Below are 24,323 nucleotides of genomic sequence, written 5' to 3'. Positions count from 1 at the left end.
CGCGCCGGACCGCCGAACGGCGCCGCGCCGCCCGCGACGTCCAGCTGGTCTTCCAGGACCCGTACGCCTCCCTGGACCGGCGCCAGCGGGTGCGCGACTGCCTCGCCGAGGCCGTCGCGCTCCACTCGGACCTGCGCGGCCGGGACCTGGAGCGGCGCGTGGCCGAACTGGTCGACCAGGTCGGCCTGGACGAGCGGCAGGCGACCGCGCTGCCTCGCGGCCTGTCCGGCGGACAGCGTCAACGGGTCGCCCTGGCACGGGCGTTGGCGGTGCGCCCGAAGATACTGGTGCTCGACGAGGCCGTCGCCGCGCTCGACGTGTCCGTGCAGGCGCAGATCCTCACGCTGCTGCGCGAGATCCGCGAACGGACGCCGGTGGCCTATCTGTTCATCACGCACGACCTCGGCGTGGTCCGGCACGTCTGCGACGACATCGTGGTGATGCGCGGCGGCCGGATCGTCGAACGCGGCACGGTGCGCTCGGTGCTGACCGCGCCGGCGCACCCGTACACGAGACAGCTGCTCGACTCGGTGCCGCGCCCCGGCTGGAAGCCCGCGCGCCGTCCCTCAACTCCCCTCTCCTGAAAGGGACTTCCTATGACGCGCACCGAACCCGCCCTGACCTTCGCCTTCGAGATCCGGGCCGAGGTGGAGCCGCCGCTGCACATCGGCCACGGCAGCGGCGAGCGCACCGAGTTCACGCCCATCACCGGCGGCACCGTACGCGGCCCCCGGCTGACCGGCACCGTCCTCGCGGGCGGCGGCGACTGGTCCGACACCCGCGGCGACGTCTGCCAGCTGGAGGCCAGGTACCTGCTGCGCGCCGACGACGGCACCGTGATCGACATCGTCAACCGGGGCTATTACGTGGAGTCCGGGGCGGACGTCTACTTCCGCACCGCCCCGGTCTTCCGCACGGACGCCCCCGCCCACCGCTGGCTCACCTCGACCGTCTTCGTCGGCCTGGCCCACGACGACGGGGGCGCCATCGTGATCCGCTGCTACAGCCTCGACTGACGGCGCCCGGTCAGGCGCCGACATACTGCGCCAGGTGCTTGCCGGTGAGGGTCTTGCGACGGGCGGCGACGAGCGCGGCCGGCGTGCCCTCGAAGACGACCTTGCCGCCGTCCTGGCCCGCGCCCGGACCCAGGTCGATGATCCAGTCGGCGTGTGCCATCACGGCCTGGTGGTGCTCGACGACGATCACCGACTTCCCCGAGTCGACGATCCGGTCGAGCAGGCCGAGCAGCTGCTCGACGTCGGCGAGGTGCAGTCCGGCCGTCGGCTCGTCGAGGACGTAGACGCCGCCCTTGTCGCCCAGGTGCGTGGCCAGCTTGAGGCGCTGCCGCTCGCCGCCGGAGAGGGTGGTGAGCGGCTGGCCGAGCGTCAGGTAGCCGAGGCCGACGTCGTCCAGCCGCTCCAGGATCTTGTGCGCGGCGGGCGTCCGGGCGTCCCCGGCACCGAAGAACTCCGCCGCCTCGGCCACCGACATCGCGAGCACCTCGCTGATGTCGCGCCCCCCGAAGTGGTAGTCGAGGACGGACGCGTCGAACCGCTTGCCGTCGCACTCCTCGCAGGTCGTCGCGACACCGGCCATGATCGCCAGATCGGTGTAGACGACGCCGACGCCCTTGCAGGTGGGGCAGGCGCCCTCGGAGTTGGCGCTGAAGAGGGCGGGCTTGACGCCGTTGGCCTTGGCGAACGCCTTGCGGATCGGTTCGAGCAGGCCGGTGTACGTCGCCGGGTTGCTGCGCCGCGAACCGCGGATCGCCCCCTGGTCGACGGAGACGACACCCTCCCCCGCGGGGATCGACCCGTGCACGAGCGAGCTCTTGCCGGACCCGGCGACCCCGGTGACGACGGTGAGCACCCCGAGCGGGATGTCGACGTCGACCTTCTTGAGGTTGTGCTCGGTGGCGCCGCGGATCTCCAGCACGCCGGTCGGCTCCCGGACCTCGTCCTTCACCGCGGCCCGGTCGTCGAAGTGCCGGCCGGTGACGGTGTCGGCGGCGCGCAGCCCGTCGACGGTGCCCTCGAAGCAGACGCTGCCGCCGCCCGCACCCGCGCCGGGGCCGAGGTCGACGACGTGGTCGGCGATCGCGATCAGCTCCGGCTTGTGCTCGACGACGAGCACCGTGTTGCCCTTGTCGCGCAGCCGCAGCAGCAGGTCGTTCATCCGCTGGATGTCGTGCGGGTGCAGACCGGTGGTCGGCTCATCGAAGACGTACGTCGTGTCGGTGAGCGAGGACCCGAGGTGCCGGATCATCTTGACGCGTTGCGCCTCGCCGCCGGACAGCGTGCCGGAGGGCCTGTCGAGCGAGAGATAGCCGAGGCCGATCTCCACGAACGACTCCAGGGTCTGGCGCAGCGACTCCAGGAGCGGCGCCACCGACGGCTCCTTCAGCCCGCCCACCCACTGCGCGAGGTCCCTGATCTCCATCGCGCAGGCGTCGGCGATGCTGATCCGCTTGATCTTCGAGGACCGGGCGCCCTCGTTCAGGCGGGTGCCCGCGCACTCGGGGCAGACGGTGAACGTGACGGCCCGCTCCACGAACGCGCGGATGTGCGGCTGCAGCGAGTCGACGTCCTTGGACAGCATCGACTTCTGGATGCGCGGGATCAGACCCTCGTACGTCAGGTTGATCCCGTCGACCTTGATCTTGGTCGGCTCCTTGTGCAGCAGGTCGTGCAGCTGCTTCTTCGTGAACCGCTTGATCGGCTTGTCCGGGTCGAAGAAGCCGCAGCCGGTGAAGATGCGCCCGTACCAGCCGTCCATGCTGTAGCCGGGGATGGTCAGCGCGCCCTCGTTGAGCGACTTGCTGTCGTCGTACAGCGCGGTCAGGTCGATGTCGGTGACCGCGCCCCGGCCCTCGCAGCGCGGGCACATGCCGCCGGTGATGCTGAAGCTGCGCCGCTCCTTCACCGTCTCCCCGCCGCGCTTCATGGTGACCGCGCCGGCGCCGCTGATGGAGGCGACGTTGAAGGAGAACGCCTTGGGCGAGCCGATGTGCGGCTTGCCGAGGCGGCTGAAGAGGATGCGCAGCATGGCGTTGGCGTCGGTGGCCGTGCCGACGGTGGACCGGGGGTCGGCGCCGAGCCGCTGCTGGTCGACGGTGATCACGGTCGTCAGTCCGTCGAGGACGTCGACCTCCGGGCGCGCCAGCGTCGGCATGAAGCCTTGTACGAAGGTGCTGTACGTCTCGTTGATCAGGCGCTGCGACTCCGCGGCGATGGTGTGGAACACCAGGGAGCTCTTGCCCGAGCCGGACACGCCGGTGAACACCGTGAGGCGGCGCTTGGGCAGCTCGACGCTGACGTCCTTGAGGTTGTTCTCCCGCGCGCCGTGCACGCGGATCAGATCGTGGCTGTCAGCGACGTGCTGCTCGGTCATCGTCTCTCCCTCGGTCGGCGCGGGCCGCCCCGGCGCGCTTCAGCTCAGCTCGTTGATACGGATCATGTTGCCCGCGGGGTCACGGAAAGCGCAGTCTCGTACACCCCACGGCTGATCGGTGGGTTCTTGGACGACCTCGGCGCCGGCGGCCAGCACCCGGTCGAAGGTGCCGGCGAGGTCCGCGGTGCCCAGGACGACGCGGGCGTAGCTGCCCTTGGCCATCATCTCGACGACGGTGCGCCGCTCGTCGTCGGTGACACCGGCGTCCATGGCGGGCGGCTCCAGGACGAGGTTCACGCCGGGCTGGCCGGCGGGCCCGACCGTGATCCAGCGCATCGCGCCGGAGCCGACGTCGGCGCGCACTTCGAAGCCGAGGACGTCGCGGTAGAACGCCACGGCCGCGTCCGGGTCGTCGTGCGGGAGGAACGAGGAGTGAATGCTGAGGTCGAGGTCCATGCCTGCGACGCTAGGCCCGACCGCCCGCCCGGCGCTTCTCCATTCCTGACCGGTCGTAGGCTGCGTCCCGTACGCGAAGGAATACCAAGGAACGCCCATGGACGAGGAGGCGGGATGGCCGGGACCGCGGTGGCCGAGGTGATGGCCGAGCTTGCCGGGCTCGAGGACCCGAAGGCCCGTGCGGTGAACGAGCGGCACGGTGACGACCACGGGGTGAACCTCGGCAGGCTGCGTGCGCTCGCGAAGCGGCTGAAGACGCAGCAGGAACTCGCGCGCGAGCTCTGGGCGACCGACGACACCGCGGCGCGGCTGCTGGCGCTGCTGATCTGCCGGCCGAAGGCGTACTCGCGCGACGAGCTGGACACCATGCTGCGCGAGGCGCGTACGCCCAAGGTGCACGACTGGCTCCTCACCTACGTGGTGAAGAAGAACCCGCACGCCGAAGAGGTGCGCCTGGCCTGGTCCGCCGACCCGGATCCGGCGGTCGCGGGCGCCGGCTGGACGCTGACCGCCGAACGCGTGACGAAGCGGCCCGAGGGCCTCGACCTCACCGGACTCCTCGATGAGATCGAGGCGCGCATGAAGGACGCCCCGGACCGCCTCCAGTGGGCGATGAACACCTGCCTGGCCCAGATCGGCATCGCCCACGCGGAGCACCGCGCCCGTGCCCGCGCCATCGGCGAGCGCCTGGGAGTCCTCAAGGACTATCCGACCTCCCCGGGCTGCACCTCCCCGTACGCCCCGGTCTGGATCGACGAGATGGTGCGGCGCCGGCAGCAGGGAGCCGGCCGCTGACGCAGCCCGGTGAAGGCCGGACTCAGGCGAACACCGACACGAGCAGCGCCATCAGCAGCCCGCAGACGCTCACGATGGTCTGGATCGCGGTGTGCGACTTCGTGGCCTGTCCGAGCGTCATCCCGAAGGACTCCTTGACCAGCCAGAACCCCGCGTGGTTCACGTAGTTGAGGCCGATCGAACCGGCACCGATGGCCACGACGAGCAGCGAGGTGTGCAAGCTGCCGTCGCCCTGCGCGAGCGGGGCGAGGATGCCCGTCGCGGCGACGATGCCCACCGTGGCGGAGCCGGTGGAGAAGGACAGGATCAGGGCCAGCAGCCAGCCGAGCACGATCACGTTGATGTGCAGGCCGGATGCCGCGGACTCGACGGCCTGGCCGATCCCGGAGTCCTCCAGGACCTGGTTGAACGCGCCGCCGCCCGCGATGATCAACAGGATGCCGGCGACGGCCTTCAGGCTGTCGGTGAGCTCGGAGCGGATCGCGTCCGGCGACAGGCTGCTGCGGTAGCCGAGGGCGAACAGCGCGAACAGGAAGCCCGCGAGCATCGCGATCACCGGCTCGCCGATGAAGGCCATGACGTGCCGCAGGGGGCTGGACTCGTCCAGCGCGAGCTCCGCGATCGTGCGCAGCAGCATCAGGGCGACGGGTACGAGCACCGCGGCGAGGGCCCAGCCGGTGCGGACCTTGTTCGCCCGCGGCTCCTCGGGTTCCGAGGAGACCTGAGGTCCCGCCGCGGAGCCCTGGGCCGCGTCGCCGTTCCCGGCGAACTTGGCGACCAGCTCGGGGTCGGGGCGCACGTCGAGGCGCGGCGCGATCCACCGGCCGTACACCGGACCGGCGATGATGATCGTCGGGATCGCGCAGAGCAGGCCCACGGCGATGCTCATGCCGAGATTCGCGTGCAGGCCCTCGACCGCGACGAGCGGGCCGGGGTGCGGGGCGACCATGCCGTGCAGGGTGGACAGGGCACCGATCGCGGGCGCCGCCAGATACACGTACGGGGACGAGATCGCGTGCGTGCGTTCCAGGCGCCGGGCCACGCTGAAGATCAGCGGGAGCAGCACGATCAGGCCGATCTCGAAGAACATCGGGATGCCGATGACGAAGGCCGCGCCCGTCACGTACCAGGGCAGGGAGCGGGGGCTCGCGCGGTCGACGATCATCCGGGCGATCCGGTCCGTGGCGCCCGACGCCGACAGCAGCCGTCCCAGCATGGCGCCGAACGCGAGGGTGACGCCGACGTCGCCGAGGATGCCGCCGGCACCCGTCTCCAGCGATTCGGCGATCTTCTCGACCGGCAGTCCCGCCGCGAGGGCGACGCCGACCGAGACGGTCATCAGGGCGATGAAGGGGTGGAACCGCAGCCGGGAGTTGATCAGCGTGATCAGCGCGCCGATGGCGACCGCCAGGATGATCAGCAGCGTCCACGTGTGGCCCGTCACAGTCGGGCTCCCGGTCGGCCGTGGCGGACCGCGTCCGGGCGGGCGGCGGTGAGTGCTGTCGTCATTGAAGAACTCCTGGTCTGCGGCTCGTGCGTGTCCCGGCGGGAACGTATCGGCCGGGCGCCGAGCGCCTCCAGGTTCTGCGCGTAACCCGTGAAACCCCTGATCTGTGCGTTCTGCGCATTCTGTGCACGGTCCGCGCCGGGGTTACGGTCGGCGGGTGAGGATCGTCGAACCGCCAGGTCGGGTGCCGTCCGCCCGGGAGCGGCCGACCCCGGGAAAGCCGTCCCGCGGACGGTGGTTCGGACGGGGACGGCTGCGACTGCGGACCCAGGTGCTGCTCCTGCAGTGCGCGGTGGTCGCGGTCACTCTCGCCACGGCGTTCGCCGCCTTCGCGTACTTCAACGAGCACCGGCTCGACCGGGAGTACCAGCTGCGTGCGCTCGCGGTGGCCCGCACGGTCGCCTCCGAGCCGTCCGTGCGGCGCGCCGCCGCCGAGTTCTCCGCCGCCAACGCCCGCCCGGGAAGCGGCGCGGCACACACCGGGCGGGCGACGCTCGCCGCGGGTCCGGCGCAGACCGTGGCCGAGGCGGCGCGGGCCAGGACCCGGTCCCTGTTCGTCGTCGTCACGGACGACAAGGGCATCAGGCTGGCCCACCCGGAACGCGCGCAGCTGGGCAAGAAGGTGAGCACGGACCCCTCCGGGGCCCTGTCCGGGCACGAGGTCCTCGCGCGGCATCGCGCGCACCTCGGCGACGAGGTCGTCGCGAAGGTCCCGGTGTACGCGCCAGGCTCGACCACCGAGATCGTCGGCGAGGCGAACGCGGGGATCGCCGCGTCCGCCGTGCAGGCCCAGTTCCTGCGGACCCTGCTCGGCGGGCTCGGCTGGCTCGCGCTCGCCCTGCTGCTCGGCGTCGCCGCGTCCGCGATGCTGGCCCGGCGGTGGAAGCGACTGACCCTCGGCCTCGAACCGGAGGAACTGGCCGGGCTGGTCCAGGAGCAGGAGGCGGTCCTGCACGGCATCGGCGAAGGCGTCCTCGCCCTCGACAGCGAGGGCAGGGTCACGGTCGTCAACGACGAGGCGCGCCGGCTGCTCGCGTCCGACGCCGCTCCCGGCCGCGGCATCGAGGAGCTGGGGCTGACGCCCCGGGTGGTGCAGGCCCTGCGCAGCCCCTCGCGAGGCCCGGTCATGGCGGCCGTCGGCGAGCGGGTCCTCGTGCTCTCGTCCCGCACGGTACAGCGGGACGGCCGCGATCTCGGGACGCTGCTGACGGTCAAGGACCGTACCGATGTGGAGTCCCTGACGCGGCAGCTCGACGCGGTGCAGGCGATGAGTTCGGCGTTGCGCGCGCAGCGCCACGAGTTCGCCAACCGGCTGCACGTCGTCTCCGCCCTGGCCCACGGCGGGCACCTCACCGAGACCGCCGACTACATCGACACGATCCTCGGCACGGGCCGGCTCGCCGAGGAGCTGCCCGGCATCGACGCGGTCCACGACTCCTACCTGCGCGCCTTCCTGACCGCGAAGGCGGCACAGGCGCGCGAGAGCGGGGTCACCCTGCTCATCGGCGGCGCCACCTGGGTCGACGGCACCCTCGCGGCGCCCGTCGACGTCACCACCGTGTTCGGCAACCTCGTCGACAACGCGATCGAGGCCGCGCAGCACGGCGGGCGCGCCGCGGCGTTCGTCGAGGTGGAACTGATGACGGAGGGCACCACGCTGCTCCTCACCGTCGCCGACACGGGGGACGGCGTCCCGCCCGGCGACGGCAGCCCGGCGCACGACGTGTTCCGCGAGGGCGTGTCGACCAAGGACCACGCCTCGGTGGTGGGCGGCCGCGGCATCGGCCTCGCTCTGGCCCGCCAGATCGCCCGCACCGGTGGCGGCGACGTGTACCTCGCGGAACCCGGCGGCCCGCCGCTCACCCCCGAACTCCCGGACGCACCGCGGACGTTCGGACCGGACACCGCACCAGTCACCGGGGGCGCGGTCTTCGTGGCCCGCCTCCACGACGTCATGGAGATCCCCACGTGACGGCCCTCGACCGACCGCCCCTCTCGGTCCTCGTGGTCGACGACGACTTCCGCGTCGCCGGCGTCCACGCCTCGCTGGTGACGGAGGTCCCCGGCTTCACGGTGGCCGGCACGGCCCCGACGACCGCGGCGGCACTGGAAGCCGTAGAGGCCGCCGACACGGCCATCGACCTGGCCCTCGTCGACATCTACTTGCCCGACGGCAGCGGCATCGACCTGCTGCGCCGCCTGGACTGCGACGCCTTCGTCCTCAGCGCGGCGGCGGAGGGCCCGGTGGTCCGCCGCGCGTTGTCCGCGGGCGCCCTGGCCTACCTGGTCAAACCGTTCCCGCCGAACCTGCTGACGGAAAAGCTCCGCGGCTACGCCCGCTTCCGGCAGCTCACGGAGACGGAGTCCGTGGACCAGAGCACGGTCGAGAACGCGTACGCCGCACTGCGCGAGCCCCCGGCCCGCCGCCCCGCTCCCCGCACGGTGACCGGCGACGCGGTCCTGACGACCGTACGCAACGCCCCGGCACCGCTGTCCGCAGGAGAGGTCGGCGAGCTCATCGGCGTCTCCCGCGCCACGGCCCAGCGCTACCTCGCCGCACTGGTCTCCGCGAACCTCCTGCGCATGAGCCTGCGCTACGGAACGACGGGGCGCCCGGAACAGGAGTACCGGACGCCCTGACGGGCCGGGCGGCGAAGGACATACCCCGGGCGCTTACTCCGACGCCCCGAAAAGGCGCGGCTCAGGACTGCTTCGAGGCGGGCTCAAGGATCGCGACGCACTCCACGTGATGAGTCATCGGAAACAGATCGAACGCCCGAAGCGTCCGCACCTTGTACCCGCCCTCCTTGAAGTACCCCAGATCCCGGGCGAGCGCGGCCGGGTCGCAGGCCACGTAGGCGATGCGGCGGGCGCCCAGCGTCGCGAGGTGGGCGACCGTCTTCTTGCCCGCGCCCGCGCGCGGCGGGTCCAGGACGATGAGGTCGACCTGGTCGATGCCGGTGCGCGGCAGGACGGCCTCGACCTTGCCCTGCTCGATGCGGACCCGGTCGAACGCGGCGAGGTTGTGCCGGGCGTCCTCGACGGCGCGCTTGCCGGACTCGATGCCGAGCACGGCACCCTGGTCGCCGACGCGGTCCGCGAGGGCGCCGGCGAAGAGGCCGACGCCGCAGTACAGGTCGAGCGCCATGTCGCCCTTGCGCGGCAGCAGGCCCTGCATGACGGCGCGCATCAGCGTCTCGGCGGCCTGCGGGTGGACCTGCCAGAAGCCGCCGCTGCCGACCCGGTAGGTGCGGCCGTCGGCGCGCTCGCGGACGAAGGCGCGGCCGTGGACGCGGTGGATGCCGCCGTCCTTCTCCTCGACGCGCATGACGGAGACGGGCTTGTCGAGTTCGACGAGGGGCAGGCGGGCGCCCGGCTTGGGCTCCAGGATCACCATGCGGTCCTGGGACCCGCTCGCGGCGATCGCGTCGACGGACACCATGCCGGACCAGTCCCGCTTCTCGATGCCCAGCTCGGAGACGCCCTCGGCCGCGATCATGCAGTGCTCGACGGGCTCGACCTCGTGCGAGCGGTGGCGGCGCAGTCCGGCGTTGCCGTCGGCGTCGACCGCGTACTGGACGCGGGTGCGCCACTGCGGCACCTGGCCCGCCGGGAGCTTGTCGCCCTCGGCCGGCATGACCGTGCCGTCCCAGCCGGCCTCCTCGGGCGTGAGGCCCGCGAGCCGCTGCAACTGCTCGGCGATGACCTCGCCCTTCATGCGGCGCTGCGCACCCGGCTTGGCGTGCTGCCAGTCGCAGCCGCCGCAGCGGCCCGGGCCGGAGTAGGGGCAGGGCGCCTCGACGCGGTCCTTGGACGGTTCGAGGACCTGCACGGCGTCCGCGCGCAGGAAGCGCGCGCCCTCCTCGCCCTCGGTCACCCGGGCCACGACCCGCTCGCCGGGCAGCGTGTGCCGGACGAAGAGGACCTGCCCCTCGGACGTACGCGCGATGCAGTGGCCGCCGTGCGCGACGGGCCCGACCTCGACCTCGTACTCCTCCCCCACCAGTGACGTCTTCGGTTCTGCCTGCATGGCGGGGGCTCCACTACGTAAGGGGGAAACGGCCCTGGAAAAAGCGGCCGGACAACAGCCCACCAGTCTACGTGGCTGTCGTCCGGCCGCTCACCAGGATCCGGTGGCACCTACTTGCCGCTCGGCTCCTTCGGGCGCTTCTCCACCGGGCCGCGTCGCACGGCGCCGGGCGCGCTCCACTCGGAACGCCTGCGGGCCCGCTTCTTGGCGGCCTCGGAGGACTCCAGCTGGTAGGGCACGGAGGTGACCATGATCCCCGGGGTGAACAGCAGACGCCCCTTGAGCCGCAGTGCGCTCTGGTTGTGCAGCAGGTGCTCGTACCAGTGGCCCACGACGTACTCGGGGATGATCACGCTGATCGCGTCCCGCGGCGACTCCCGGCGCAGGTTCTTGATGTACTCGATGACGGGGCGGGTGATCTCCCGGTAGGGGGAGTCGAGCACCTTGAGCGGGACGTCGATGCCCCGGCGCTCCCACTCGTCGCGCAGCGCCTTCGTCTCGGCCGGATCGACGTTGACGCTCAACGCCTCCAGGGTGTCCGTCCGCATCAGCTCCGCGTAGGCCAGGGCCCGCAGCGTCGGGCGGTGGATCTTCGAGACGAGGACGATCGAGTGCACGCGGGACGGGCGGACGCTGTCGTCCGACGGGGTCTCCGGTGCGGCGATCTCCTCGGCGACCCGGTCGTAGTGCTTACGGATCGCGCTCATCGTCGCGTAGAAGATGCACATGCCGAGCAGTGCGACCCAGGCACCGTGGGTGAACTTCGTGACCAGGACGACCACGAGGACGAGGCCGGTGAAGAAGGCGCCGAAGGTGTTGATCGCGCGGGAGCGGACCATGTGGCGCCGCTTTTCCGGGTCGCGCTCGGAGCGCAGGTGGCGGTTCCAGTGCCGGACCATGCCGGTCTGGCTCAGCGTGAACGAGACGAACACGCCCACGATGTAGAGCTGGATCAGGCGGGTGGAGTCGGCTCCGTAGATGACGACGAGGAGCATGGCCGCGCCCGCGAGCAGCACGATGCCGTTGGAGAACGCGAGGCGGTCGCCGCGGGTGTGCAGCTGGCGCGGCAGGTAGCGGTCCTGCGCGAGGATCGAGCCGAGCAGCGGGAAGCCGTTGTACGCGGTGTTCGCCGCCAGGAAGAGGACGAGCGCCGTCGCCGCCGCGAGGATGAGGAACAGGAAGCTGCCCTTGCCGAAGACGGCCTCGGCGACCTGCGAGATGACGGGGTTCTGTACGTAGCCGGAGCCGACCGCGATGCCGTTGTGGATCAGGTCCGTCGCCGGGTTCTCGGCCATGCGGACCTTGGTCGCCATGGCGAGCCCGATGATGCCGCAGAACATGGTCACGGCGAGCGCGCCCATGAGCGCCAGCGTGGACGCCGCGTTCTTCGACTTGGGCTTGCGGAAGGCCGGCACGCCGTTCGAGATCGCCTCGACGCCGGTGAGCGCCGCGCATCCGGAGGAGAAGGCGCGCAGGAGGAGGAAGACCAGCGCGAAGCCCGCGAGGCCTTGGTGCTCGGCCTTGATGTGGTAGTCGGCGGTGGGTGCCTTCATGGTGTCGTCGAGGACGATCCCGCGGAAGGCGCCCCAGACGATCATGATGAAGACGCCCGCGACGAAGACGTACGTCGGGATGGCGAAGAGCTTGCCGGACTCCTTGACCCCGCGCAGGTTCATCACCGTCAGCAGGACGATGACGGCGCAGGCGCAGAGCACCTTGTGCTCGACGACGAACGGGATCGCGGAGCCGAGGTTCTCGATGCCGGACGCGATGGAGACGGCGACGGTCAGGACGTAGTCGACGAGCAGGGCGCTGGCGACGGTGAGCCCGGCCTTCGGGCCGAGGTTGGTGTTGGCCACCTCGTAGTCGCCGCCACCGCTCGGGTAGGCGTGCACGTTCTGCCGGTACGAGGCGACGACCGTGAACATCAGCACGACGACCGCGACCGCGATCCAGGGGCTGAAGTGGTACGCCGACACGCCCGCGATGGAAAGGACCAGCAGGACCTCGCCCGGCGCGTACGCCACGGAGGACAGCGGGTCGGAGGCGAAAACGGGGAGGGCGATGCGCTTCGGCAGGAGCGTTTCTCCGAGCCGATCACTGCGCAGTGCGCGCCCGATCAAGATCCGTTTGGGCACGTCGGTCAGTTTGGACACGCAGAGGATCGTAAGCGTTCGAACGCGGGGCGGCACACCCACCACCCCGAATCGGCACCGCGCACACCCACACCCGCCGCTTCCGCCCGCCCGGGACGCCCTGTCGATCTAGCCGCCGACGCGAGGGCGGAGTTCGAGCACATTGCCGATACGGTGGTCCTGACGCGGGCCATACGGGGTTCGCATCGTGCCCCGGGATCGAGCCGCACCGGCTGGACCAAGCCTCGAGAGAGAGCCATGAGCAGGACGTTTACGCAGGTCAGTGGGCCTATGAGGAGTGCGGGGTAGGGCCGTGCATATCGTGATCATGGGCTGTGGCCGAGTGGGGTCCCAACTCGCCCAGACCCTGGAACAGCAGGGCCACACCGTGGCCGTGGTCGACCAGGACCCCACGGCCTTCCGCCGTCTGGGCTCCGGGTTCGGCGGCCGTCGCGTCACCGGGGTCGGCTTCGACCAGGACACCCTGCGCGAGGCCGGCATCGAGGAGGCGGGCGCTTTCGCCGCCGTCTCCAGCGGTGACAACTCCAACATCATCGCCGCCCGCGTGGCCCGCGAGATGTTCGGCATCGAGAACGTGGCGGCGCGCATCTACGACCCCCGCCGCGCCGAGGTCTACCAGCGCCTGGGCATCCCGACGGTCGCCACGGTCCGCTGGACCGCCGACCAGATGCTGCGCCGGCTGCTGCCCTCGGGCGCGGAGCCGCTGTGGCGCGACCCCACGGGCGGCGTCCAGCTCGCCGAGGTGCACGCGTCGACGTCCTGGGTGGGCCAGAAGATCAGCCGTCTCCAGGAGGAGACGGGGGTCCGCGTGGCGTTCCTCACCCGGCTCGGTGAGGCGATCCTGCCGTCGTCGCAGACGGTGCTGCAGGAAGGCGACCTGGTGCACGTGATGATGCGCACGGACGAGGTCGAGAAGGTCGAGGCGGTCTTCGCCGAAGGCCCCGAGGAGGGCGGTCACTGATGAGGGTCGCCATTGCCGGAGCCGGAGCGGTCGGCCGCTCGATCGCGGGCGAGCTCCTGGAGAACGGTCACGAGGTCCTCCTCGTCGACAAGGCGCCGACGGCCATCTCGGTCGAGCGCGTCCCGCAGGCGGAGTGGCTGCTCGCCGACGCCTGCGAGATCACGTCCCTGGACGAGGCGGCGCTGCAGCGCTGCAACGTGGTCATCGCGGCCACCGGCGACGACAAGGTCAACCTCGTCGTCTCCCTCCTCGCGAAGACCGAGTACGGGGTCCCGCGGGTCGTCGCCCGCGTCAACAACCCGAAGAACGAATGGCTGTTCAACGAGTCGTGGGGCGTCGACGTCGCCGTCTCCACGCCGCGCCTGATGTCGGCCCTGGTCGAAGAGGCCGTCAGCGTGGGCGACTTGGTCCGCCTGCTGCGCTTCAGCCACGGCGACGCGAACCTGGTCGAGCTGACGCTCCCGCCGGAGTCGGCCCTGGCCGGCACGCGCGTGGGTGACGTCCAGTGGCCGCAGGACACGTCCCTCGTGACGATCATCCGCGGCACCCGCGTCCTGGCCCCCAGCCAGGAGGACTCCCTGGAAGCGGGCGACGAGCTGCTGTTCGTCGCCGCCCAGGCGCGGGAGGAGCAGTTGGAGGACCTGCTGTCGGTGCGGCGCGAGGACGCGTAGCCCCTGACATGCGAGTGGGCCCCACCAGATGTACTGGTGGGGCCCACTCGCATGTCAGGGGCGCGGGGAACCGCGCGCGCAAACGCGACGACGCCGCACGCGCGTTCGGGCCTCAGTCCTCGCGGCGGTGGCGCGCACCCGCACCGGAGGAGGCCTCCTCCTCGGACGTCCCGGCCTTCTCCGCCTTCTCGGCCTTCTCCGCGGCTTCCATCTCGGCGAACACGTCGATGGGCGCGGGCGCCTTCGCCAGGAACACCCAGGTCAGCCAGACGGCCAGCAGGAACGGCGGGATCTTCAGCGCGATCAGCACCCAGCCGAACTTGGTCGTGTCCGCCCACCAGTACATCGGGAACAGGATCGCGCACTTGGCGAGCAGGATCAGGCCCCAGGCCCAACTCGCCTTCGCGTACGCCTTCTTGCGCCCGGGGTTGCGCGTGCGCCACGACAGGTTCTCCTTGAACACCGGGCCGAGGATGAGCCCGATCAAGGGAACGCCGCACAGCGTCGTCACGATGTACGCGAGCGCGAGCCCCAACGTGTAGAGCATGCCCGGCAGATAGAAGTCCTTGGCGTTGCCCGTCATCATCGCGAAGACGACACCGAAGGCGACGCCGAAGACACCGCTGAAGGCGTGCTTGACGGTGCCCTTCATGACCAGCCGTGCGACGACCAGGACCAGCGACACCGCGAGGGCCGCGATGGCCGACATGTGCAGGTCTTTGTTGATCGTGAAGATGGTCACGAAGAGGAGGCCGGGCACGACGGTCTCCACCATGCCCCGCACGCCGCCGAAGGCCTCGAAGAGAGCGGCCTCGGTCACCGCCTTCGAAGCGGCGGCGTCGTGGTCGACTCCGGGTTCGCGGTCGGTCGGCTTGTCGAGGGACGTCACCGGCTACTCCCGTCCGAGGGGTCTGAGTTCGTACTTCGGGTTGAAGAGCACCCTACGGCCCCGGCTCATCGAGACCCGCCCCGAAGCGATCAGCTTCCGGCCCGGTTCGATCCCGACGATCGACCGCCGGCCGAGCCACACCACGTCCAGCGCGGCCGAGCCGTCGAACAACTCCGCCTCCAGCGCCGGAACTCCGGCGCGTGGCCGCAGGGTTACCGTGCGCAACGTACCAGTAACCGTCACGATCTGTCGGTCGTGGCAGTCTCCGATGCGCGTACAGCCCGTGGTCTGCGAATCCTCGCGCAGCTCCTCCGACTCCAGATCCTCCTGGGACGTGGAGAGTCGGTCGAGCATGCGGCGGAAGCGGCCCGCCGGCTTCTCGGACGCCCTGTCGGAACGCGGAACAGCACTCATACAGGAAGCGTACCCGGGGCAGGTCACCCGAACGCAGGGCCTACTTCTCGAAGCGGTAGCCCATCCCCGGCTCCGTGATGAAGTGCCGCGGATGCGACGGGTCCGTCTCCAGTTTGCGGCGCAGTTGCGCCATGTACACGCGCAAATAGTTGGTCTCCGTGCCGTACGACGGGCCCCACACCTCCTGCAGCAACTGCTTCTGGCTGACCAGGCGTCCCGCGTTGCGCACGAGCACCTCCAGCAGGTGCCACTCGGTGGGCGTCAGCCGTACGTCGCGCCCGTCCCGGTTGACCTTCTTCGCGGCCATGTCGACCGTGAAGTCCTCGGTCTCGACGATGCCCTCGTCCTCCCCGCTCCCGAGGGGCTCGGCCCGGCGCACGGCCGCGCGCAGCCGGGCCAGCAGCTCGTCCATGCCGAACGGCTTGGTCACGTAGTCGTCGGCGCCCGCGTCGAGCGCCTCGACCTTCTCGTCCGAGGAGTGCCGGGCGGACAGCACCAGGATCGGCACCCGGGTCCAGCCGCGCAGCCCCCTGATCACCTCGACGCCGTCCATGTCGGGCAGGCCCAGGTCCAGGACGACCACGTCGGGGTGGCGGGCCGCGGCCAGTTGCAGCGCCTGCGCGCCGTCGGCGGCGGCGTCCACCTCGTACTTGCGCGCCTTGAGGTTGATGACGAGGGCGCGGACGATCTGCGGTTCGTCGTCGACCACGAGCACCCGGGTCATGTGTGCCTGCCTCTCTGAGCTCCTGCGGTGTCGGCCGGTGCCGACGTCGTCCGTACCCATGATGGATCGGGGGGACCGGCCGGGTCGGGCGCCGTCGCCGCCCGCAGGGTGAGCACCATCGTCAGACCGCCCCCCGGGGTGTCCTCCGCGTCGAGCGTGCCGCCCATGGCCTCGACGAAGCCGCGCGCCACGGCGAGCCCCAGGCCCACCCCGGCGCCCCGTGGCGCGTCGCCGTAGCGCTGGAAGGGCGCGAAGATACGGTCCTTCGCGGCGTCCGGCACACCGGGGCCGCGGTCCACGACCCGCAGTTCGACGCGGTCACCGTGGGTGCTCGCGGCGACGAGGACACGGGAGCCGGGTCCCTCGGCCGGGCTGTACTTGACGGCGTTCTCGACGATGTTCGCGACGGCCCGCTCCAGCAGGCCCCTGTCGACGCTCACCATCGGCAGCGACTCGGGGATGTCCAGGTCGATGCTGAGCTCGGGGTCCGGTACGCCGCCGAGCGCCATCGGCACCACCTCGTCGAGGTCGGTCTCCCTGATCAGCGGGGTGACGGTGCCGGTCTGCAGCCGTGACATGTCGAGCAGGTTCCCGACGAGGTGGTCGAGCCGGTCGGCCCCCGCCTCGATCCCGGCGAGCAGTTCCGCCTGGTCCTGCGGCGACCATTCGACGTCCTCGGCGCGCAGCGAGGAGACGGCGGCCTTGATGCCGGCGAGCGGGGTGCGCAGGTCGTGGCTGACGGCGGCGAGCAGGGCGGTGCGGATGCGGTTGCCCTCGGCGAGCGCGCGGGCCTGGTCGGCCTCGGAGCGCAGCCGCCTGCGGTCCACGACGACGGCGGCCTGCGCGGCGAAGGCGGCGAGGACCCGTCGGTCCTCCGCGGGCAGCACCCGCCCGGACAGGGCGAGCACCATGTCGATCCCGCCGCCCACGGGCACGTCGACGTCGGCGTCCTCGGGCCGGCCGTCGGGATGCGGCCCGACGCTGCCCGCGCACGTCCACGGTGCCGTGTCGCTCTCCCGTTCCAGGAGCGCCACGGACTCCATCGCGAACGTCTCCCGTACGCGTTCGAGCAGTGCTTCCAGGCTCGTGTCGCCGCGCAGCACGCTGCCCGCGAGGAAGGAGAGGATCTCGGACTCGGCGCGCAGGCGTGCGGCCTGGTGGGTGCGCCGGGCGGCCAGGTCCACGACCGAGGCGACCGACACGGCCACGCCCACGAAGATCACGATGGCGACGATGTTCTTCGGGTCGGCGACCGTGAACAGGTGCTTGGGCGGCGTGAAGAAGTAGTTGAGGAGCAGGGAGCCGAACGCCGCCGAGGCGAGCGCCGGGAGCAGTCCGCCGACCAGCGCCGCCGCCACGGTCAGCGACAGGAACAGCAGCATGTCGTTGGCGAGGCCGAGGTCGGACCGCACGTGCGTGAGGATCAGCGAGAGCAGCACGGGCCCGCCGATGCCGACGAGCCAGCCCCACAGGATGCGCGAGCGCCCGAGCCTGGCCCCGCGCGCGACGGGCAGGCCGCGTCCCTTGGCGGCCTCCTCGTGCGTGACGATGTGCACGTCGAGGTCGGGCCCCGATTCGCGGGCGACGGTCGCGCCGACGCCCGGGCCGAAGACGTACTGCCAGGTCTTGCGGCGGGAGGAGCCGAGGACGACCTGGGTGGCGTTGACGCCGCGCGCGAATTCCAGGAGTGCGGAGGGGACGTCGTCGCCGATCACGTGATGGAACGTTCCGCCGAGGTCCTCGACCAGGGTGCGCTGGACGGCCAGTTCCTTGGGCGAGGCGGCGGTGAGGCCGTCGCTGCGGGCGATGTAGACGGCGAGGACCTCGCCGCCCGCACCCTTCTCCGCGAGCCGCGCCGCGCGCCGGATCAACGTACGGCCCTCGGGACCGCCGGTCAGCCCCACGACGATGCGCTCGCGGGCCTGCCAGGTGGAGCGGATGTCGTGCTCGCCCCGGTACTGCTGGAGGTACTCGTCGGCCCGGTCCGCGACCCACAGCAGGGCCAGCTCGCGCAGTGCGGTGAGGTTTCCGGGGCGGAAGTAGTTGGACAGGGCCGCGTCGACCTTGTCCGGCTTGTAGATGTTGCCGTGCGCCATGCGGCGGCGCAGCGCCTGGGGCGACATGTCGACAAGCTCGATCTGACCGGCCCGGCGGACCACCTCGTCGGGCACCGTCTCCCGCTGCCGTACGCCGGTGATGGCCTCGACCACGTCGCCCAGCGACTCGAGGTGCTGGATGTTGACGGTCGAGACGACGTCGATGCCCGCGGCCAGGAATTCCTCGACGTCCTGCCAGCGCTTGGCGTTGCGCGAGCCGGGCACGTTCGTGTGTGCCAGCTCGTCGACGAGGGCGACGGCGGGGGCCCGGTCGAGGACCGCGTCGACGTCCATCTCGTGGAAGCGCGAGCCGCGGTACTCGATCTCCCTGCGCGGCACCTGCTCCAGGCCGTGCAGCATGACCTCGGTCCGCGGCCGGTCGTGGTGCTCGACGAACGCGACCACGCAGTCCGTGCCGCGCTCGACGCGGCGGTGCGCCTCGGACAGCATCGCGTACGTCTTGCCGACGCCCGGTGCGGAACCGAGATAGATCCGAAGCTTGCCGCGTCCCATGGCCTCATTGTCTTCCTGTTGCTGCTGCACGCAGCTCGCTGCTCCTCGCAGCGTCGACCTTACGGTCAGCAACTCCGACAAATAAGACAGGTGCCTGGTGAGGGGGCGTCTTTGACGGAACCCTGATGCGCCGCGGACCCGTCAGTGCTGGACGATCTCCCCGTCGTTCAGCTCCAGGACGCGGTCGGCGAGGTCGAGCAGGGTCGTGTCGTGGGTGGCGACCAGTGCGGTGACGCGCTCGCTGCGCACGACGGCGCGCAGCAGCTCCATCACGGCCAGCCCGGTCTCCGCGTCGAGCTGTCCCGTGGGCTCGTCGGCGATGAGCAGGGCCGGCTTGTTGGCGAGGGCTCGGGCGATGGCGACGCGCTGTTGCTGCCCGCCGGAGAGCTCCCCGGGGCGCTGCTTGGCGTGCCCCTCCAGGCCGACGAGCGAGAGCAGCAGCTCGACGCGCTCTTCCCGCGCGCGTGCCTGCTCCTTGCGCAGCCGCATCGGCACGCCCACGTTCTCGGCGGCCGTGAGGATCGGGATCAGCCCGAAGGACTGGAAGATGAAGCCGACGCGGTCGCGGCGCAGCTCCAGGAGCCCGTTCTCCCCCAGGTCGGCGAGGTCGAGCCCGTCGACCACGATGCGTCCGCGATCCGGCTCGTCGAGACCGCCGACGAGGTTGAGCAGGGTCGTCTTGCCGGATCCGGAGCGCCCCTTGAGAGCGACCAGCTCGCCGCGCGGCACCTCGAAGGAGACGCCGCGCAGGGCGTGCACGGCGGCGGCGCCCGTCCCGTACGAACGGTGCAGGCCCTCCACGACGACCATCGGCCCGTGGCCGTCCTGGTCGAGGACGGCGGTCCCCGCCTCGGTGCTCTCGGTCATGCGCCCCGCTCCCCCGTACGTGTGTTCCCGGCCGGGCGCCAGTATGGTCACCTGCCGCCCGGCCGGGCAATGGTCAGCTCGGGTTCTCGGCGTGGGTCAGGGTCTCCCAGGCCACGAACAGGTTGTTGGAGCCGGCCGGCCGGTTCTGCTCGGTCAGCTTCTGGGTGTTCGTCATGGCGGTGCCCAGGCGGGTGTGCAGGGCGTTGTAGCCGACCTCGGTGACCGGCCCGAGGCCCCTGTTGACGCTGCCGCCGCACAGCGAGCTCGGCGGCGCCTCACCCAGTTCGTACTTGGCCTGGAAGCCGAGCGCCTGCCGCAGCCGCTCGCCGACGTCCGTGCCGTACAGGTCCTGGCCCTGGATGCGGCTGGTCTCCGCGATGTGCGAGATAGCGGAGATCCCGTACCCGGTGTGCGTGAAGTCGCGACAGGTCTCCTGGGTCAGCCCCGTCACGAAGGTCGACTGGCCCTGCCAGTAGTTGACGATCTTCTGCTTGGTGTCCAGGTTCTGGCTCGGCACGGTCTTGGGCAGCGCGCCGTCCGAGGACAGGTAGACGTACGCGGCCGTGCGCGTCCGGAACTTCGCCATCGCCTTGTCGTAGGAGGCCTTGTCCTCCAGGAAGACGGAGATGCCGACGGCGGCCTCCATCATCGACAGCTCCCAGTTCCCGTTGGAGTTCGAGCCGTTGATGACCTTCGGCAGGTAGACGTCGCGCAGCATCGTCTTGAAGCGGCCCTCGTTCGCCCAGCCGCCGGTGTACGTGTACTTGATGATCTCGGCGGCCTTGGGCCAGGAGGAGCCCGCCCAGCCGGTCTGCAGGGGCGCGTTGCTGTTGGTGTGGTCCTTGATGGTGCCGGACCAGGCGTCCATGAGCGCGATGGACTTCTTCGCGTACTGCTCGTTGCCCGTGAAGTACCACGCGAGGGCGTCGGTGTACGCGGCTATCGCGTCCTCGCGCTCGTCCGTGCAGCCGTAGTTGGGGTTCGAGTACGAGCCGCACTCGACGGTGGCGCGGGGCTTGGGCGTGCGGTTCAGATCGGCGTACTTGCTCGCCATCATCTGGTCGAAGGCGCCCTTCCAGGGCTGCGCCCCGGCGTTGACCTTGGCCTTGACGAAGTCCAACTGCCCCTTGGAGACGGTGACTCCGGGGTGGGCGAACGTGGCGGGCGCGGCGTCGGCGCGGCCCGCGCCGGGCCAGGCGACGACGCCGGCGACCAGGGCCGTGACGGTGGTGGCGAGGGTGGCGAGCAGAGCGGTGCGCGGCCTTCTGTGGCGGGACTGCGGGGAACGAGCCTGCATGGTGGGGGCCATCCGTTCTCGTATGTGAACTTGGGGCGCCGATATGAACCACGGCGTTGGCCGGGACCCTAGGTACGGACCAGCCTTCCGTCAAGTGCTGAAGAAAGAACGGCAGTTGGGGACCGCACGACAAAGGCCGGGGCCGCGCATCCCGTGGGATGCGCGGCCCCGGCCACGTACGTCTGTGAAAAGGAAGCGCGTCAGCGCACCTCGGTGATCTCCGGGCCGCGGGCCAGCTGACCCATGCCACCGGAGAAGCGCGAGCCCTCCGCGGAGTCCTGACCGGCACCTTCGGCGACCATCTGTGCGTCGTCCGGCAGCTTGAGGACGATGGGGTCGCGCGGGGCCATCGGGCCATCGCCTCGCACCACAACCGTGTCCCGGAAGATCTGCTCGAGCAGTCCGGCGGCCTGCGGCTGCACCGCGCCCTGACCGGAGATCACGCCGCGCAGGAACCAGCGGGGGCCGTCCACGCCGATGAAGCGCACGACCTGGAAACCGCCCGTGCCGTCCGGCAGCTGCACCGGCACCTGGGCCCGCAGCTCCCAGCCGAGCGGGCCTTCGACCTCGTCGATCACGCCACCCTGCTGAGTGATCCCCGAGGCGATCTCCTCGCGGACCTCGCCCCAGATGCCCTCCTTCTTGGGAGCGGCGAAGGCCTGCAGCTGGACCGCGCTGTCCTGGAGGACGACGGTCGCCGCGACGATCGCGTCACCGGCGACCTCCACGCGCAGCTCCATGCCCTCCACACCGGGGACGAAGATGCCGCCCAGGTCCACCCGGCCCTCGGCGGGCTCGCGCACCTCGGTGGAGTCCCAGGGTCCGTCGGGACGCGGCTCGGGCTCGAGCCGGACGCGCTCCGGCTCCCCCTCGGCGTCCGTGTCGGCACTGTCGACACCGTCGACCTGCTCGGCCTCGCCCGCCGCGTCCACTGCGTCGTCAGCGGAGCTGTTCTTCTTGCGACGTCCGAACACGTCACTGTCCTTCCCGGTCGGATACGACCGAAGCGTATCGATTCCCACCCTTTTGACCGGCCGCTCCCTCGGCGGCGTCGCCCACAGAGGCATGCCCACCGGTGGACCCGAAGCCCCCCTCGGCCCGCGCCGAATCGGGAAGCTGGGCCACCTCGCGGAAGCGCACCTTCTCGACCTGCTGGACGACGAGTTGGGCAATCCGGTCGAAACGCTCGAACCGCACGGTCTCGCGCGGGTCGAGATTCACCACGATCACCTTGATCTCCCCACGGTACCCGGCATCCACCGTCCCTGGGGCATTCACCAGGGCGACACCGCAGCGGACGGCGAGACCGGATCGTGGGTGCACGAAGGCCGCGTACCCCTCGGGCAGCGCGACAGACACCCCGGTGGGCAGGACGACCCGCTCGCCGGGGGCGAGGGCGCACGCCTCGGTGGTGCGCAGGTCCGCACCCGCGTCGCCCGGGTGCGCATACGCGGGCAGCGGTACGTCGGGGTCGACGCGGTGGATGAGCACATCCAGTGGCTGGTTCACGGGTTCACCTCGAAGGCGCGGGCGCGCCGGATCTGGTCCGGGTCGCTCATGGCCGCCTGGATCTCCTGCGGACGGCCGTTGTCGATGAAGTGGTCGACCTTCACCTCGATGAAGAGGGCGTCGGCGCGGACGGCGACGGGCCCGTCGGGGCCGCCGATCCGGCCCGTGGCGGTCGAGTAGATCTTGCGTCCGGCGACGGCGGTGACCTCGGCGGACAGGTAGAGCACGGTGTCCACGGGCACGGGCCGCACGAAGTCCGTCTCCAGGCGCCCGGTCACGGCGATCACGCGCAGCAGCCAGTTCAGCGAGCCGAGCGTCTCGTCGAGCGCGGTGGCGAGGATGCCGCCGTGCGCGAGCCCGGGCGCGCCCTGGTGGGCGGCGCGCACGGTGAACTCGGCGGTGATGCGCACGCCGTCACCGGCCCGCGCCTCCAGGTGCAGCCCGTGCGGCTGTCCGCCGCCGCAGCCGAAACAGTGTTCGTAGTGCGCGCCGAGGAGCTCACCGGGGGCGGGAGCGTCGGGGTGCCGCACGGGGGCTATGGCGTCGGCCGGGGGCGTCAGAGCTGCTGAAGTACCACTCACAGGCGCAGACCTTACCCGCGCGTCCTGTGCCGTCGTGCATCGTGCCAAGCTTGGCCTCATGGAGCTCTCGACGACGCCTTACGAAGAACGCCTCACCGCACCCCGTTCGTGGTGGCTCGTGTCCTTCCTGGTGGGTGTCGCCTGCGGCCTCACCCTGCTGCCCTTCGGCACGCTCCCGCTGCTCGGCGGCTTCGTCGGCGGCCTGCTCTTCGCCTCCGTGATCACCAGCCAGTACGGCTCCGCCCGGATCCGCGTCGTGGCCGGCTCGCTGGTCGCGGGCGACGCGAAGATCCCGCTCGCGGCCCTGGGCTCCGTGCAGGTCCTGGACGCGGAGGAGGCGCGCGCCTGGCGCACGTACAAGGCGGACCCGCGCGCCTTCATGCTGCTGCGCAGCTACGTACCGACGGCGGTCCGCGCGGAGATCACCGACCCGACGGACCCGACGCCGTACGTCTATCTGTCGACGCGCGAACCTGAAGCTTTGGCAAAGGCTCTCGGAGCCTGACTCAGTCCTCGATCTCCAGGGGATCCTCGGGCCTGCTCAGCGGCGGCAGCTCGGGCAGGGCGTCCCACGGCACCTGGAAGCCCCGCAGGTCCTTACGCACCCGCTCGGCCAGCTTCTTGGTGTCCCTGCGGTTCATGGCCGCCCCCACCGCGGCGCCGACCAGGAACGGCATCAGCGTCGGCAGGTTGCGCACCGTCCGCTTCATGATCTGCTGGCGCAGCTCGCGCTTCATCTGGCCGCCGAGCGCCGCGTTGATCGTCGCCGGTTTCGACACCTGGATGCCGCGCTCCTCCGACCACGAGGTCAGGTAGGCGGCGCTGCGCTGTTTCAGGTTCCCGGCGGGCCGCACTCCGTAGACCTCGTGCAGCTCGGCGATCAGCTTGAGCTCGATCGCGGCGACGCCGGTGATCTCCGCGGCCAGTTCGGTCGGCATGGCGGGCGGTACGGGCAGCATCGCGGCCGCACCGACTCCCGCACCCACCGTGGACGAGGCGGCCGCGGCTCCGGCGACCAGCTTGTCCGCGAGCTGCTCCGGACCCAGGCCCGGGAACTGCGCGCGCAGGGTCCCGAGGTCCCGTACGGGCACGCGCGGAGCGTTCTCGATGATCCGGTCGGCGAGATAGCCGATGCCGGCTCTGGCGGCGGCGCCGCTCTTGACGATCCCCGTTTTCGCGACGGTGCCGCTCTTGCGGACTCCGTCCTTGACGGCGGTCACGCGGCGCCTGGTCGGGTGCGCCTCGGTGTCCGCCGGGCCGTCGGCGTCGCGTACTTCCACGACGCCGGCCGCCGTCAGGTCGCCCGTCTCCTCGTGCGTGTCCGCCGCTTCGAGCGAGGCGTCTTCACTGGTGGAAGAGCCCCGCTCGTCGTCGTCACGCACGGCCTCCGACGGGCCTTGTGCCGCGTCCCGGCGCGTGGGCCGGGGACGGCGCTTCCAGGGCGGGGTCGAGCCAGTCATGCCCGAC

The 24,323-nt window shown here is 71.2% G+C and carries 23 protein-coding genes; 8 read left to right on the top strand and 15 right to left on the bottom strand.

Translation table 11 applies throughout. The features are described from left to right. The coding region (locus tag G3I40_RS34655; RefSeq protein ID WP_164558803.1) for an ATP-binding cassette domain-containing protein at positions 1 to 584 on the top strand (584 nt) is incomplete at its 5' end. Positions 585 to 596: 12 nt separating this feature from the next. After that, on the top strand, positions 597 to 1,016 hold the full coding sequence (locus tag G3I40_RS34650; RefSeq protein ID WP_164558802.1) for a DUF3237 domain-containing protein: 420 nt from the start codon (positions 597 to 599) through the stop codon (positions 1,014 to 1,016). A 10-nt stretch (positions 1,017 to 1,026) separates the two neighbouring features. Here G3I40_RS34650 and G3I40_RS34645 read toward each other — a convergent pair whose 3' ends face one another. Continuing rightward, the gene (locus G3I40_RS34645) at positions 1,027 to 3,390 is read right to left on the bottom strand and encodes an excinuclease ABC subunit UvrA (RefSeq protein ID WP_164558801.1); all 2,364 of its coding nucleotides are present in this window, start codon (positions 3,388 to 3,390) and stop codon (positions 1,027 to 1,029) included. Positions 3,391 to 3,429: 39 nt separating this feature from the next. Further along, entirely contained in the window at positions 3,430 to 3,846 is a 417-nt protein-coding gene (locus tag G3I40_RS34640; RefSeq protein ID WP_164558800.1) for a VOC family protein, read from the bottom strand. Between the two features lie 114 nt (positions 3,847 to 3,960). Between G3I40_RS34640 and G3I40_RS34635 the strand changes: the two genes are divergently transcribed. Then, entirely contained in the window at positions 3,961 to 4,641 is a 681-nt protein-coding gene (locus G3I40_RS34635; RefSeq protein ID WP_164558799.1) for a DNA alkylation repair protein, read from the top strand. A gap of 22 nt (positions 4,642 to 4,663) precedes the next feature. Here G3I40_RS34635 and G3I40_RS34630 read toward each other — a convergent pair whose 3' ends face one another. Next, complete coding sequence (locus G3I40_RS34630) at positions 4,664 to 6,085, bottom strand: gluconate:H+ symporter (protein ID WP_164558798.1); 1,422 nt, start codon at positions 6,083 to 6,085, stop codon at positions 4,664 to 4,666. Positions 6,086 to 6,305: 220 nt separating this feature from the next. On the opposite strand from G3I40_RS34630, the gene G3I40_RS34625 reads away from it, so the two are divergent. Further along, a complete protein-coding gene (locus G3I40_RS34625; protein ID WP_343245108.1) occupies positions 6,306 to 8,120 on the top strand; it encodes a sensor histidine kinase in 1,815 nt (604 codons plus the stop codon). Further along, positions 8,117 to 8,788 carry a response regulator gene (locus tag G3I40_RS34620; RefSeq protein ID WP_164558797.1) on the top strand — a complete coding sequence of 224 codons (672 nt, stop codon included), beginning with the start codon at positions 8,117 to 8,119 and terminating at the stop codon, positions 8,786 to 8,788. The genes G3I40_RS34625 and G3I40_RS34620 overlap by 4 nt, the downstream gene beginning before the upstream one ends. Positions 8,789 to 8,849: 61 nt before the next feature. On the opposite strand, the gene G3I40_RS34615 is transcribed toward G3I40_RS34620, so the two are convergent. Then, a complete protein-coding gene (locus G3I40_RS34615; RefSeq protein ID WP_164558796.1) occupies positions 8,850 to 10,178 on the bottom strand; it encodes a class I SAM-dependent RNA methyltransferase in 1,329 nt (442 codons plus the stop codon). A 110-nt stretch (positions 10,179 to 10,288) separates the two neighbouring features. Next, positions 10,289 to 12,334: an APC family permease gene (locus G3I40_RS34610; protein WP_164558795.1), complete on the bottom strand. Its 2,046-nt coding sequence runs from the start codon at positions 12,332 to 12,334 to the stop codon at positions 10,289 to 10,291. 292 nt (positions 12,335 to 12,626) lie between these two features. On the opposite strand from G3I40_RS34610, the gene G3I40_RS34605 reads away from it, so the two are divergent. Both G3I40_RS34605 and G3I40_RS34600 read left to right on the top strand, forming a co-directional pair. Then, positions 12,627 to 13,295 (top strand): TrkA family potassium uptake protein, encoded by a 669-nt coding sequence (locus G3I40_RS34605; RefSeq protein WP_164558794.1) that lies wholly within the window; start codon positions 12,627 to 12,629, stop codon positions 13,293 to 13,295. Next, positions 13,295 to 13,966, top strand: a complete 672-nt coding sequence (locus G3I40_RS34600) for a TrkA family potassium uptake protein (RefSeq protein ID WP_164558793.1) — start codon at positions 13,295 to 13,297, stop codon at positions 13,964 to 13,966. The genes G3I40_RS34605 and G3I40_RS34600 overlap by 1 nt, the downstream gene beginning before the upstream one ends. 112 nt (positions 13,967 to 14,078) lie before the next feature. On the opposite strand, the gene G3I40_RS34595 is transcribed toward G3I40_RS34600, so the two are convergent. The 9 genes from G3I40_RS34595 to G3I40_RS34555 form a co-directional block, all read right to left on the bottom strand. Next, on the bottom strand, positions 14,079 to 14,855 hold the full coding sequence (locus G3I40_RS34595) for a DUF3159 domain-containing protein (RefSeq protein ID WP_164558792.1): 777 nt from the start codon (positions 14,853 to 14,855) through the stop codon (positions 14,079 to 14,081). Positions 14,856 to 14,858: 3 nt separating this feature from the next. Next, the gene (locus G3I40_RS34590; protein WP_164558791.1) at positions 14,859 to 15,269 is read right to left on the bottom strand and encodes an OB-fold nucleic acid binding domain-containing protein; all 411 of its coding nucleotides are present in this window, start codon (positions 15,267 to 15,269) and stop codon (positions 14,859 to 14,861) included. Positions 15,270 to 15,309: 40 nt separating this feature from the next. After that, positions 15,310 to 15,993: a response regulator gene (locus G3I40_RS34585; RefSeq protein WP_164558790.1), complete on the bottom strand. Its 684-nt coding sequence runs from the start codon at positions 15,991 to 15,993 to the stop codon at positions 15,310 to 15,312. Continuing rightward, complete coding sequence (locus tag G3I40_RS34580; RefSeq protein WP_164558789.1) at positions 15,990 to 18,602, bottom strand: sensor histidine kinase KdpD; 2,613 nt, start codon at positions 18,600 to 18,602, stop codon at positions 15,990 to 15,992. The genes G3I40_RS34585 and G3I40_RS34580 overlap by 4 nt, the downstream gene beginning before the upstream one ends. Positions 18,603 to 18,743: 141 nt before the next feature. Continuing rightward, complete coding sequence (locus G3I40_RS34575; RefSeq protein WP_164558788.1) at positions 18,744 to 19,469, bottom strand: ABC transporter ATP-binding protein; 726 nt, start codon at positions 19,467 to 19,469, stop codon at positions 18,744 to 18,746. Between the two features lie 73 nt (positions 19,470 to 19,542). Next, positions 19,543 to 20,766 (bottom strand): alginate lyase family protein, encoded by a 1,224-nt coding sequence (locus G3I40_RS34570; protein ID WP_164558787.1) that lies wholly within the window; start codon positions 20,764 to 20,766, stop codon positions 19,543 to 19,545. Positions 20,767 to 20,966: 200 nt separating this feature from the next. Further along, a complete protein-coding gene (locus tag G3I40_RS34565; RefSeq protein ID WP_164558786.1) occupies positions 20,967 to 21,740 on the bottom strand; it encodes a DUF3710 domain-containing protein in 774 nt (257 codons plus the stop codon). 1 nt (position 21,741) lies between these two features. Beyond that, positions 21,742 to 22,275: a dUTP diphosphatase gene (gene dut / locus G3I40_RS34560; RefSeq protein ID WP_164558785.1), complete on the bottom strand. Its 534-nt coding sequence runs from the start codon at positions 22,273 to 22,275 to the stop codon at positions 21,742 to 21,744. Beyond that, positions 22,272 to 22,856: a PaaI family thioesterase gene (locus G3I40_RS34555; protein ID WP_164558784.1), complete on the bottom strand. Its 585-nt coding sequence runs from the start codon at positions 22,854 to 22,856 to the stop codon at positions 22,272 to 22,274. The genes dut and G3I40_RS34555 overlap by 4 nt, the downstream gene beginning before the upstream one ends. A gap of 58 nt (positions 22,857 to 22,914) precedes the next feature. On the opposite strand from G3I40_RS34555, the gene G3I40_RS34550 reads away from it, so the two are divergent. Beyond that, complete coding sequence (locus G3I40_RS34550; protein ID WP_164558783.1) at positions 22,915 to 23,361, top strand: DUF3093 domain-containing protein; 447 nt, start codon at positions 22,915 to 22,917, stop codon at positions 23,359 to 23,361. A 1-nt stretch (position 23,362) separates the two neighbouring features. Here G3I40_RS34550 and G3I40_RS34545 read toward each other — a convergent pair whose 3' ends face one another. Then, positions 23,363 to 24,316 carry a hypothetical protein gene (locus G3I40_RS34545; protein ID WP_164558782.1) on the bottom strand — a complete coding sequence of 318 codons (954 nt, stop codon included), beginning with the start codon at positions 24,314 to 24,316 and terminating at the stop codon, positions 23,363 to 23,365. Positions 24,317 to 24,323 lie beyond the last annotated feature (7 nt).

The sequence above is a fragment of the Streptomyces sp. SID14478 genome (assembly GCF_010548525.1).
GTDB lineage: Bacteria > Actinomycetota > Actinomycetes > Streptomycetales > Streptomycetaceae > Streptomyces.
Note: the sequence above shows the minus strand (reverse complement) of the source record. Positions and strands in the feature narration are given on the sequence as shown.